The sequence below is a fragment of the Sulfitobacter aestuarii genome (assembly GCF_042685005.1).
GTDB classification, from domain to species: domain Bacteria; phylum Pseudomonadota; class Alphaproteobacteria; order Rhodobacterales; family Rhodobacteraceae; genus Sulfitobacter; species Sulfitobacter aestuarii.
Genome location: NZ_JBHUMP010000035.1, coordinates 1 through 11253, shown reverse-complemented (window position 1 = coordinate 11253; position 11253 = coordinate 1). Strand labels below are relative to the sequence as shown.

11 protein-coding genes and 1 pseudogene are annotated in these 11253 nt (G+C 57.5%); 5 read left to right on the top strand and 7 right to left on the bottom strand.

The genetic code is table 11. The features are described from left to right. Window positions 1-48: 48 nt before the first annotated feature. Window positions 49-459 carry a hypothetical protein gene (locus ACFSUD_RS18905; protein ID WP_386376060.1) on the bottom strand — a complete coding sequence of 137 codons (411 nt, stop codon included), beginning with the start codon at window positions 457-459 and terminating at the stop codon, window positions 49-51. A 73-nt stretch (window positions 460-532) separates the two neighbouring features. Then, a complete protein-coding gene (locus ACFSUD_RS18900) occupies window positions 533-670 on the bottom strand; it encodes a hypothetical protein (RefSeq protein ID WP_386376059.1) in 138 nt (45 codons plus the stop codon). 334 nt (window positions 671-1004) lie between these two features. On the opposite strand from ACFSUD_RS18900, the gene ACFSUD_RS18895 reads away from it, so the two are divergent. Then, window positions 1005-1190 (top strand): hypothetical protein, encoded by a 186-nt coding sequence (locus tag ACFSUD_RS18895; RefSeq protein WP_386376058.1) that lies wholly within the window; start codon window positions 1005-1007, stop codon window positions 1188-1190. Between the two features lie 269 nt (window positions 1191-1459). Here the strand turns inward: ACFSUD_RS18895 and ACFSUD_RS18890 are convergent, their stop codons facing one another. Next, the gene (locus ACFSUD_RS18890; protein WP_386376057.1) at window positions 1460-2113 is read right to left on the bottom strand and encodes a GNAT family N-acetyltransferase; all 654 of its coding nucleotides are present in this window, start codon (window positions 2111-2113) and stop codon (window positions 1460-1462) included. A 441-nt stretch (window positions 2114-2554) separates the two neighbouring features. Beyond that, window positions 2555-3046 (bottom strand): lactoylglutathione lyase family protein, encoded by a 492-nt coding sequence (locus ACFSUD_RS18885; RefSeq protein WP_386376056.1) that lies wholly within the window; start codon window positions 3044-3046, stop codon window positions 2555-2557. Between the two features lie 103 nt (window positions 3047-3149). On the opposite strand from ACFSUD_RS18885, the gene ACFSUD_RS18880 reads away from it, so the two are divergent. Both ACFSUD_RS18880 and ACFSUD_RS18875 read left to right on the top strand, forming a co-directional pair. Then, the gene (locus tag ACFSUD_RS18880; protein ID WP_386376061.1) at window positions 3150-4037 is read left to right on the top strand and encodes a LysR family transcriptional regulator; all 888 of its coding nucleotides are present in this window, start codon (window positions 3150-3152) and stop codon (window positions 4035-4037) included. Window positions 4038-4496: 459 nt separating this feature from the next. Continuing rightward, window positions 4497-5630 (top strand): aromatic ring-hydroxylating oxygenase subunit alpha, encoded by a 1134-nt coding sequence (locus ACFSUD_RS18875; RefSeq protein ID WP_386376055.1) that lies wholly within the window; start codon window positions 4497-4499, stop codon window positions 5628-5630. A 497-nt stretch (window positions 5631-6127) separates the two neighbouring features. On the opposite strand, the gene ACFSUD_RS18870 is transcribed toward ACFSUD_RS18875, so the two are convergent. Together ACFSUD_RS18870 and ACFSUD_RS18865 are read right to left on the bottom strand one after the other, a co-directional pair. Continuing rightward, window positions 6128-6634, bottom strand: coding sequence for a hypothetical protein (locus ACFSUD_RS18870; protein ID WP_386376054.1), 507 nt, complete (start codon window positions 6632-6634; stop codon window positions 6128-6130). After that, window positions 6582-7235 carry a hypothetical protein gene (locus ACFSUD_RS18865; RefSeq protein WP_386376053.1) on the bottom strand — a complete coding sequence of 218 codons (654 nt, stop codon included), beginning with the start codon at window positions 7233-7235 and terminating at the stop codon, window positions 6582-6584. The genes ACFSUD_RS18870 and ACFSUD_RS18865 overlap by 53 nt, the downstream gene beginning before the upstream one ends. Window positions 7236-7684: 449 nt before the next feature. Between ACFSUD_RS18865 and ACFSUD_RS18860 the strand changes: the two genes are divergently transcribed. Beyond that, window positions 7685-9577, top strand: coding sequence for a recombinase family protein (locus tag ACFSUD_RS18860; RefSeq protein WP_386376052.1), 1893 nt, complete (start codon window positions 7685-7687; stop codon window positions 9575-9577). Window positions 9578-9627: 50 nt separating this feature from the next. Here the strand turns inward: ACFSUD_RS18860 and ACFSUD_RS18855 are convergent, their stop codons facing one another. Then, a complete protein-coding gene (locus ACFSUD_RS18855) occupies window positions 9628-10362 on the bottom strand; it encodes a 16S rRNA pseudouridine(516) synthase (protein WP_386376051.1) in 735 nt (244 codons plus the stop codon). Between the two features lie 153 nt (window positions 10363-10515). Here ACFSUD_RS18855 and ACFSUD_RS18850 point away from each other — a divergent pair. Beyond that, window positions 10516-10834: pseudogene (locus ACFSUD_RS18850) on the top strand (IS30 family transposase); the annotation flags it as partial. Window positions 10835-11253: the final 419 nt, after the last annotated feature.

Genomic DNA, 11253 nt, shown 5'->3' with positions numbered 1-11253 from the left:
GACGCAACCCTCGAACGGAGAATGCCGCGGGAGAGGCCGCCGAGCCAGTCAGCTCACACGGCGATCATGGGGTCTAGGTATCCCGCTCCCTGAGTAGAGATGTCGCAGATGCGCCGCGGAGACGCCATCGGCCTCCATCACGAGGCATATCATTGGATCAGCCAGCATTCCTTCGAGAAAAAAGTCGGACAACGCCCTGCCCGTCAGCTTGTCCCTGGCGCGTGCAAGGTCCAAGTCGGCCAGAGAAACGGTCAGAGTCCGCGCAAGTCCGGGATGCGATATCTGCGGGTGAAGCTTCATCAGGACCGAGGCTTTCCAGGCCTCGGAATCCTGTTGATCCGGAGGTGAAACCAACTCCGTTTCGATCTCGTACTCTCCCGCCGGGAGCATCTCGGAAAGGCCAGGAACGGTGAACGGTCGGGCGAAAACGGCGATGGTCTTGCTCGTCAGATTCTCCATTGGCATGGTCCTCGCATATTGCTGTGGCGGGCCGCGCGCCCCTTGGGAATGGGGCGCGGGGCCTGGGTACGTCTCAAGATATCTTGGGTTTCGCTGGCGCTTCCTTGCCGACAGCCTTGGTCTCGTTTTCTTTGGCAGGAGTCTTCGCAACATCCGCAGGCTTTGGCTTCATTGCGGCCGCAGCCCTGGCGGTAAGGTCCTTGAAGGACATGTCATCGATCCTTTGATTGGCCGACGTCAGCTCCCCGTTCATATCGAACCGGGATGCGTAGCATCGGTACCACCTATATAGGGATTGACGACCCTGTTTACGATGGCACCCCGCGAAGGAAACCAAAGCCATTCAGGACATTTCACCGTCAAGACGTTGCATTCCCTTAAAGTGCTCTCACCGAATGTCTGGGTCGAAGTTAGTTGCCGACCAGTCCTGCGCTGGCAAGCAAGATACGTTTCCTTTCGTGTCCCTCGGGCTAGGTGATTTGAAGAGCGCGCTCCAATTTCGAAGCTGCGTAGGGCGCTTTTGGCGCCAGAGAAGAGAAAATGAGATGACAGTTCCAAAACCCCTTCAAGAACCTACGAAGCGCGAGACGATCGCCGAGCGCACGACCGCTGCAGCGATCGAAATCATCGACAAGGAAACCAGCCAGCGATTGGAAAAGACCGCTAGACTGCGCGCAGCCCGGCTGACGCAAGATCAAGCTGGTAATCCAAAAACGTCGAAGACGGCCTGATTGAACGCGCGTCGGCCCTATTTCGGCAGTTCAAACGGAACGGTTGTCGGTGCGCTTTTCTTCGAACCTACACTTGGGCCCTATTCCGGCGACGACAGGCTCAGCGGCCAGCACTTCACACCACATGGTGCAGTCTGTGCCGAAGCCTCTTGAGGCTGCGAAGACATGTCGTGTCGAAGTTCCCTAAGAAACCTTTGAGAATCTGCAAGCTGGATGTCCCCTCAGTGGATTGAGGGGCATTGGCGCATCTAGAAAACGCTGCCCGCGGGTCAGACCTGCAAGACCTTACGCTGCCGCCCCTGAACATCGAAATTCTCGGGCGACAGCCAGTTCTCGTAGATAGGCTTCATCCGCTGCCAGTCCCCGTCTGTCATCGCGAACCAAGCCGTGTCGCGGTTGGCGTTCTTCACGACCATGTGCTGGCGGAACACCCCCTCCGGTCGGAAGCCAAACCGCTTGGCCGCGCGTTTTGACGGGCCGTTCAAATCATTGCATTTCCATTCGAAACGCCGATATCCGAGGCGGAATACGCGATCTGCGAAAAGGTAGAAGGCCTCGGTCGCCATTCGGGTCCGCTGCAATGCTGCACCCCACATGATGTTGCCGATCTCGGCCACGCCATTGGCCGTGTCGATGCGCATCAAGGCTTGCCGCCCTTCGGCGCGGCCACTCGCCTTTTCGATCACGGCGAAAAACAGGGGATCGGTCGACGCGGATGCGCCTTCCAGCCACACATCGAACTCTACGCGGTTCGGTGGTCGCTCGGGAAGCCAGCGAAATCGGTCTTCCGCACCCGGCGCCGAAGCCGCCATGAACAATGTGTCTGCGTGGGCAGACCGAAGAGGTTCGAGCCGCACATATCGTCCTTCCAGCGTGATGCGCGTGGGCCGTGGGCGCTCGACCCAATCTGATAAGTCTGTCATCGAATGCGCTCCCTACCAGCCTCTAACGGAAGATGTCACCATCTGTAGGTTCATGGGAAGCACCCGTCCAGTTTAGGGCGTTGTCTTTGGTTCCCGCCGCTTGCTGTAACCCGACCTATGTCAGCTGCGCGGACTTTTGCCATTCCCCCCAGCTGCTGATATTACGCATACCGACGCGGTCAGGTTGACGGATCAGGACGCTTGCGCGATTGCTTCACCTACCGACTAAAGCTGAGTAGCGAAGCATGGCAGCAACTCAAGGAGCTGGAAGCGCACAAGGCGGCCCTGGAAGCCCAGCTCGAGGCCCCCGCCCCTAATCCGGTAGGGCTCCATCCCGGCCTCGCAAAACTCTACCGCAAGAAGGTCAGTGCGTTCTCGGATAGTCTTCGGGTAGAGGAGCTGCGGACACCGGCGCTGGACCTGCTGCGCAGCCTGATCCATTTAGACATAGGCCCCAGCGGAATAGGTCAGCTCGTAGCTATGGCTGTAGAGCTCGAAGACGGTGCCGAAGGGGTCCTCGACGTAGACCATCCGATAGGGCTTCTCGCCCGGGAAGTATTCGCGCACGGGCATCCGCTGCTTGCCACCTGCCGCGACGATCCTATCCAGCAGGCCCTCGAGGTCGGGGTCCTGAATCGCGAAGTGAAAGGTGCCGTGGCGACGATAGGCGAAGTTGTCCTCCGGGGCGCGGTTGCCCGCGAATTCGAAAAGCTCGATCCCGATGCCGTCGCCAGTGGACAGGTGCGCTATACGAAGCCGCTCCCAGCCGGGGCCGAAGACGTCGGTACACATCACGCCGATTGCGGTGTCATCCTCAGTGACTTCACTGGGCTGCATGAGCACGTAGAAGCCCATGATCTCGGAGTAGAATTGCACGGCGGCGTCGAGATCTGGGACCGAGAGGCCGATGTGGGAAAAGATGCGCGGTGTCATGTTGCGTCTCCTGAAGTTTGCGTCTGACAGGAATGTAGACAGCACGACCCCGTTCGTGAAATTATCATTTATCATCGAAATCCAAACGAAACGCTATGAACCCATGCTGAATGCCACTTGGATCGAGACCTTTACCGTGCTGGCCGAAGAGGGCCATTTCACCCGCGCGGCGCAGCGGCTGAACATGACGCAGCCGGGGGTCTCGCAGCACCTGCGCAAGCTGGAGCAGCAGGTCGGCCAGCCGCTGATCGCGCAGGACGGCAAGAGCTTCACCCTGACCGCAGCAGGCGAGGCCCTGCGTAATCTCGGCCTGTCTCGGCGCGTCCAAGAGCGGCACTTACAAGATGCTCTGACACGGGACGATCCAGAAAGAGGTACGTTGAGCATCGCCTGTTCAGGCAGCTTCGCAATGCTCTACTACCCGCGTGCCATCGCGATGATGCGCGCTGCTCCGCATCTGGCGATCCATGTCATGGCCGCGCCTCAGCGGCGGGTTCTGGCGGGCATCCTGGAGGCCGAATTCGACCTCGGCATCATGGGCCGGGACCCCGGGCATCCTCGGATCGAGGCCGTGCATCTCGGGCGCGAAGAACTGTGCCTGCTTCTGCCACAGCACGCCGATAGTCCCTGCAGTCTTGAAGACCTCGACGCGCTCGGGCTGGTCTCCCATCCCGATGCCGGAGGCTATGCAGACGATTTGCTGGCGAAAAACTTCCCCGAGAACTACGCCGGCGCAGACAGGCTCAAGGTGCGGACGACGGTGAACCAGATTGGGCAAATCCCCGCGCCGGTTGCCGAGGGGGTGGGCTACACGCTGTTGCCGCGCAGTGGGCTCGCCGCCTTCAAGGAGGCGGATCGGCTACGCGTAGCGCAACTGCCGGTGCAACGCCATCTCGACCTTTGGGCGATCAGCCGACGCGGGCGCGTTCCGAGCGCCCGGGCAAAGGCCGCGATGGCGGTCTTCCACGAGATCGCGAAAGACCTCGCCTGAGCGCCTATTGCGGCGGGTCAGCACGATCTTCTCCGTGTGGCTCTTATTGCTGTAACTCTCCTACGCCTGCGCGATCTGTTCCAAGTGATAGGTCGCGGCGACCAGCGGCCGGACCTCACCGCGCTCGATGTCTTACGATGAGTTCTGAAAATGCTCCTTGTCCGGCGTGTGAAAGTTGGCCTGACTCCAGATGTTGCAATTGTGACGAATGTCCGGAACGACGGGCCGCGGTGCAGCATGTCGATCATGTCGTGAAGGTCCGTTCTGGGCCGGGTTCGCCTGCCTTCTTAAAATGCCACGCACCAAAGACGTCGCGCTGCCGCAAGGCGGCTCTGAGCCCAAACCTACCGCGATTTACAGCAGGTACCTGCCGCCCGACCAAATGTCAGAGATCGATTTTTTCTTTTGAAAAGAGCAAACGGCGCTTAGCGTTGCCGCAGTGGCGGGAGCACGAATCACTTGAACAAACGAGAAGTTGTTAAAGCACCGCTGGCTGACCAGACTCTGGCGGCTGTGTATTATCTCAGTCAGAGTGTTATGGATGCCGAGGTTCGACATCTGCTCTACAATTCTTGGCAATTCGCCTGCCACATCTCCGAGGTGGCCCAACCCGGCGACTACTATACGTTTTCTATGCATGGGCAGGATTATTTTATAGTACGGACGCTGGAACGCGCATTGAAGGCTTTTTACAATGTGTGCCCGCATCGAGGCCACCGCCTTGTTGAGGGTCAGGGGAACAAGAGCCGTATCACCTGCCCGTATCATGCCTGGACCTTTGGTCTGGATGGGGCTTTGCGCGGCGCACGCGGAATGGCGCGATCCTCAATCGATTTTGAGAATTTCGGCCTACTCCCCGTTGCAATCGACACCCTCGCAGGGTTCGTCTTCATCAACGCAAGCAACACCGCAGCCCCTCTCGATGAATTTGCGGCTGAGTTGGAAGCGCAAATGCTGAAGGCTTGCCCTGATTTGCTCAGCTACGTCCCAAATCGAGGCGGTAGCGAATTTGGCCACACCTATGTCTGCAACGCGAACTGGAAAGTGATGCTCGACAACTATCTGGAGTGTTACCATTGCCAGATGGCACATCCTGAGTTCAATGAAATGATGTCGATCCCAGATAGCCAATTCACCCTGTTTGAGAATTTCACCTACCAGAATGCCCCGACCAAGAAAAAAGCCGAAAACCTGGCCTTCCCCCTCGACCTTGAACATGATGTCCTTGTCGGTGAATTCTGGTGGGTGTTTCCCAACATCACGCTCGGCCGGTTTCCGGGAACGCAGAATTTCTACGTATCCCGATTTGATCCGGTCGAACCGGGGATTACCTCGCGGTATACTGTATCGCTGCAACCTGCGGTCCCGACCGACGAAGGTGCTGCCGATCGTGATCGGCTCCGCTCTGTCTGGACTACGGAAGTTGTCTCACAGGAGGACAAAGCACTTTGCGAAAATGTGCAGCGCGGGATGGGTCAGCGCGGCTTCCAGCATGGATGGTACGTCACCGACCTTGAGAACCATGGTGTGTCAGAACACGCAATGCGCCATTTCCATGACCTCTATCGAACATGGGCAGCTAAGCATCTGTAAGACGGGCGCAACTTGTAGTTTGGCATGACGCCGAACGGCAGCATAGTCCGGTCAGCCGACCGTCAGCTTTCAAAAATGTTGCGCGAGGGATAAAGCCGGTTTCGTTAAGCTGCACCGCAGCGCTCAACCATGAAGCCAATGGGCGGTTAAGGCCGTCCTTAGCGCTGCTCAGGTGCCGCGGGAGACCGATGGCGCGCCGCATCCGAGGGCAGCAGCGAACCCATTTTACCGAGCGAGAAGCCGCAGCATTTCGCAGCTGCAGCGAAATCACGCGAGAAAGATCGGCCCTGCTCTGCCGTTCGCCTTTTGGCCGCGCGCTACGGTGCAGCTTCACCAGAGCGGCCATTCGTCCAACTTGCAGCATTTTCGGCGGGTAAAGGTCGGCTTCGCGGACAAAGCCGCCTGATGCCAATGCAGCAATACTTGCTGATGCGATAACTGACTTAGCGGCAGGTCATTGTTCTTAATTCACAGAATTCCATTGAACCCGGATAAAGTTATTGGCATTCGATCTTGCAGTAGCCGTCAGTCGGTGTGAGCACCAGATCACCGGTCGGGATCGATTTGATGTCGCCAGTACAGACATCGCGATAGGTGACGTTGTCGGGACCTCGGCTGAGGAGTTCAGTAGCCGTACCGAACGGAAGAACTGTTTGCAGGTCCGTCACCACCTTTGGCATAACCTCAAGACTAACAAGCCCGGTGCCTTCAATCCACATTGAATTCCGGTCTTCACACGAAGGATCGCCGCCCCCGCGCCAAGACTTGGCCGCTTTGCAATCGCCGGATAAGCGCGCCTCAGATATATTGTTCCAAGAAATGGTATGGCCCTGTTGCCCGCAGTTTTGGTTAAAAACGATGCTATTGCCATCGAAACTGGAAATCTTGCCATACAGGGTGGACCCATTTTTACTCGTGATCTCGTCTGCAACTGCGCCGCCAGCGCAAAAACTAAAGTAGAGAGAGCCAAGAATTGCTGCGATTGTTGGATGCTTTGTCAACATAAGTTACTCCTGATGAGAGGGGAATATGAAAAACGGGCAGCTTAGTAGCACCGGGTTCAGCAATCGCGGGAGGGCTTATGACTGAAAGCCTCTCGTTTGCCCGGTGAACAATGAAAATTCGTCCGACTTTGCCACTAAAGTCGGGTTGTTGAAGATACTGGAGGATTTCCTGTGTGTCATTGCCGTTATTGGTGAGTTTGACCAACTCACGAAGCGTTGTGGAGATAGGTGAGCTGTCACGCTGAGCTGTCCTAAAACCGTCAAGCGAACCGATCACAAATATGAGTGCGAAGCAAATCGCCATTGCAAGACCCTGAACTTTACCCAGGTTCAGCCTCATGTCCCTTATTTGAAAAACATAATCCGAGCAATCGATAATGATCATTAGGAAGCAGAGGAATACCACGACAAAGGCGAAAAAGTTTGTGAATGTCAGTGAAATCCCACGGAACAGAATATGGTGATATTGCATGTCCAGGTCAGAAAACCGAAAGCCAAACTCTTGATAATATGACGTCACCTGCATCGTCCCGCCGAAAAACATGAACGTCACAACAATGGAGAGGCTCTTAATCGTGGTGAGGCCAATATCTGACGTCAAAGAATGCAGCTTTTGAAGTTGTCCCGAATATCATCAAACAAGACATTTAGGCTAAAACACGCATAGTTGAATTTGTTATAAGATAACATAAAATGCATCAAGCCCTCCATAAAGTAAAATATTTCTTGCATGTAGCCTACCGACGTTAGAGGAATGTGCAAATCATTTGTCCATCTGAAATTTGAGACCTTCGTTCCAGTGTTTTGAACTGTCCGCCTGATAGATATTGATACATGGCATATTGGTAATGGCTTAGTTTCATCAGGTTTCTGCACCACCAAGCATCGGTGCCGCGGGATGCCTGAGCCGGGCTCGTGCACTAAATCGCTCCGCGATAGGGGCGCTTGTGGGGGGCGTTGAGCTGAACAGGGATTTGTTGCACGGGTTTTGGTGTCGGGTGTGTGCTGTTGGTCGAGGTGATTTTGCCTCGATTGACAGAGGGTTTTCCCATGAATATTCAGCATTCCACACCGATGGCACCCCTTCGCGCACGCATGATTGCGGATATGTCGGCACGCAACCTCGGAACGGCGTCGCAGACCAGCCACTTGCGGGCCTGCAAGCGATTTGCGGCTTGGCTCGGGCGCTCGCCGGAGACAGCGACACCAGATGATTTGAGGGATTTTCAGCGGCATCTGATCGAGAGCGGGACGAGTATCTGCACCCGTAACCAGACGATGACCGGGGTGAAGTTTCTCCTCCGGGTCACCCTGCGGCGACATGATCTGGCGGCCGAGGTTTTTCACCTCAAGGAGCCGGTGAAGGTGCCGCTTGTGCTGAGCCGCAATGAGGTCAAACGTCTTCTGGCCATGGCACCCGGCCTGAAGGCGCGCGTGATGCTGTCGCTGGCCTATGGCTGCGGCATGCGCGCGGGCGAGGTCGTCCGGCTGAAGGTCGGCGACATCGACGGGGAACAGAAGATCATCCGCATCGTTCAGGCCAAGGGCCGCAAGGATCGCAACGTGATTCTGCCCGCGGATATCCGCGTGGTTCAGGCGCTGCTCGGCCAAACGAACCTCAAGACGACCGAGATCTATGTGAGGGCTTCGGGCCAGACTTTAAGGCAGACGCTTGAGCGACTCGATGTACTGAGTGAACTTTGGCATCCGGCCCATTGCAGACCTTCAACCGACCTATTTGTTGCTGCGGTCGGCGCGGACGGAATGCCGGTCACGGGGGAGCGCGGGGTACTTGCGGATGAAGCCGCAATCGTGCGCCGCATCTTCGATGAATTCAGCGAGGGCTACCCGCCAAAGGCCATTGCCTGTCGCCTCAACGACGAGGCCATCCCCGGCCCGCGCGGCGGTATTTGGTGCGACACCACGATCCGCGGCCACCGCACCCGCGGCACCGGGGTTCTGAACAACGAGCTCTATATCGGGCGCCTGGTCTGGAACCGGCTGCGCTACATCAAGGACCCTGTCACGGGCAAGCGTGTCTCGCGCCTTAATCCTGAGCAGGACTGGGTGATCCATGAGGTGCCCGAGCTGCGCATCGTCAGCGACGCACTCTGGGCTGCGGTGAAGGAGCGGCAGGCCCAGATCGACGCCACCCCGGCGGTCCAGGGCATCAAGAAAAGCCGGTTCTGGGAGAAGCGCCGCGGCCCGCATCTACTCACCGGCAAGCTTGTCTGCGGTAGATGTGGCGGCACCCTGGCCTCCGTGGGCAAGGATTATCTGGCCTGCCCCAATGCGCGCAAGCGCGGCACCTGTGAGACCTCCCAATCGTTCCGGCGACCTGTCCTGGAAGAGGCCGTCCTTGAGCTCTTGCGCGAGCGTCTGATGCAACCGGACGCGGTCGCGGCCTTCGTCTCGGCCTTCACCAATGCGGCGAATGCAGAACGGTTTGCCGCCAGTTCGACACGCCAGAAGACCGCCAAAATGCTGATGCAGACCACTGACAAGCTGCGGGGCCTCTACGATGCCATTGCCGACGGGTTGCGCACGCCGGGTCTGCTGCAGCAACTCGAGGAGCTGGAAGCGCAGAAGGCGGCCCTGGAAGCCCAGCTCGAGGCCCCCGCCCCTGATCCGGTGCGGCTTCATCCCGGCCTCGCCGAGCTCTACCGCAAGAAGGTCATGGAACTGTCGGACAGCCTCAAGGATGAGGCGATACGGACGCCCGCGCTCGACCTGCTGCGCAGCCTGATTGCGCGCGTCACCGTGCAGCAGGGCAGCGGCGACGGCGTTACCGTGATTGAACTGGAAGGGGCGATTGCCGCGATGGTCGACCAGGCCCAGCCGGGTGGGCTGGATCGGTCTGATCATGGTTCGGTGAAAGTGGTTGCGGGAGCTCGATTCGGACACTGTTTTGTTAAACTATTCAAAAGCCAGATTGTGCGGTGAAAAGAAACGGGCCAATTGTCCCATAGGGCGGAGCCCATGCCGCTTTCGGCTTACTGAAAGATCAGCGAGATCTCGTCTTCTCGCAACAGTTTCCATTGACCGGGCGCTATCCCATCCGGCAGGGCCAGACGACCCAGGCGCTCGCGGCGCAACCCCTCTACGTGGTTGCCGGAAGCAGCGAACATGCGGCGCACCTGATGGTATCGACCTTCTGTAATGCTAAGCAGAGCTTCGGTTTCTGAGACAAGTACTAGTTCGGCAGGAGCCAGCGGCCTCTTCTCGCCCTGCAATATTAACCGGCCCGAAGCAAACAGATCAACTTCGGTGCCATCAAGCGGACGCGCCAACGCAGCACGGTAGGTCTTTTTGACGTTGTGTTTGGGACTAGTGACGCGATGCAGGAGGTCACCATTGTCGGTCAGCAGCAGAAGTCCAGATGTCTGCTTGTCTAAACGACCGATGGTCGAGATTGTCGGCCTGCGCCGTTTCCAACGCTCGGGCAAGATATCATAGACCAGCCGACCACCGTCCTTATGTGAGCAGGTCAAACCGACAGGTTTGTTCAACAGGATAACCATGCCAAAAATAGGATCGAGGGCTTCGCCATCAATTTCCATTCGGTCCGGCAAATCTGGAGTGACGGAGATGCGCTTGGAGACGTCTCGTAAACCGGCAGCGTCCAGGGTGATACCGCCAGCCTCGGCCAATTGCGCGATCTGACTACGCGAGCCATAACCCATGGAAGACAAGAGTTTGTCAACGCGGGAGGTCGGAATCTTAGGCATTACTTCTGAGTCCTCAAGTCGCCCGATGAGCCGACGAGTGATGAAGCAGTCATACGGATTTGCCAGCTTTTTCCTATCTCGACTTGACCAACACCGGCGTCACCTTCATGCGGTCAATTCAACAGCATAATCGTTCCAAGGGCTAAACGCATCCATCTTCCCGACCATCGATGCCGCCATAGGCCTCGCGGAACACGCAAGCATCATGGCCGTCGTTTCGTAGATGAAATGGCCTTTGCGCATCGTCCAGACGAGGTCGCCGAACGCGACCAGTTCGGCCATCGTGAATGCAATCTGGTCATCTTCCGCAAGGAATCGGGGAATACGAATAATGCGTCGCTTGTCCAACGGGTCAGTCGAGTTGTGGTCGTCCTGAAGAAGCCCGATCGACAATTAAAAATCTATGATGAAAGGCCTGACTGGACCTCTGTCTTCCCTACCCGCACATGTCCGCCGCTCCATGACCTTTGACTGAGGGACCGAGTTCACTGCCTGGGGGCATCAATTTTTAGGCCAGCACGGCGTCAGCCGCTAGTTGTCGACAAACAAGCTCACGACTTGTTGCCCTGCTACGGCCCAAAGCACCAGCAATACGACGACGAACAACCAGATCGGCCAGCGCCGATTACTTCTGACCGATCTTCCGGCGCATGGCCGGAAGGTGAAACTGGTCCTGCTGGTTCGCCGCTTTCGCTGCCGTGCTCTGCGGTGTCCAGCCAAGATATTTGCGGAGCGATTGTGACGGCGATGTGGGGGCTGTACTTCATGGGCTTTATGCTGATCCTGCGGTCGGGGGCGCAGGCGGGTATGCTGGTCGTGGTGATCACTGTGCTGATCTCGGTGATGGGTATGCACGGCAGCGCGACGGTCGAGACCCTGCGCGACGGGTTC

What these genes read in the sequence shown, in the direction of transcription:
- ACFSUD_RS18905 (WP_386376060.1), bottom strand. Translation starts at nt 459, where the DNA reads ATGGAGAATCTGACGAGCAAGACCATCGCCGTTTTCGCCCGACCGTTC.
- ACFSUD_RS18900 (WP_386376059.1), bottom strand. Translation starts at nt 670, where the DNA reads ATGTCCTTCAAGGACCTTACCGCCAGGGCTGCGGCCGCAATGAAGCCA.
- ACFSUD_RS18895 (WP_386376058.1), top strand. Translation starts at nt 1,005, where the DNA reads ATGACAGTTCCAAAACCCCTTCAAGAACCTACGAAGCGCGAGACGATC.
- ACFSUD_RS18890 (WP_386376057.1), bottom strand. Translation starts at nt 2,113, where the DNA reads ATGACAGACTTATCAGATTGGGTCGAGCGCCCACGGCCCACGCGCATC.
- ACFSUD_RS18885 (WP_386376056.1), bottom strand. Translation starts at nt 3,046, where the DNA reads ATGACACCGCGCATCTTTTCCCACATCGGCCTCTCGGTCCCAGATCTC.
- ACFSUD_RS18880 (WP_386376061.1), top strand. Translation starts at nt 3,150, where the DNA reads ATGCTGAATGCCACTTGGATCGAGACCTTTACCGTGCTGGCCGAAGAG.
- ACFSUD_RS18870 (WP_386376054.1), bottom strand. Translation starts at nt 6,634, where the DNA reads ATGTTGACAAAGCATCCAACAATCGCAGCAATTCTTGGCTCTCTCTAC.
- ACFSUD_RS18860 (WP_386376052.1), top strand. Translation starts at nt 7,685, where the DNA reads ATGAATATTCAGCATTCCACACCGATGGCACCCCTTCGCGCACGCATG.
- ACFSUD_RS18855 (WP_386376051.1), bottom strand. Translation starts at nt 10,362, where the DNA reads ATGCCTAAGATTCCGACCTCCCGCGTTGACAAACTCTTGTCTTCCATG.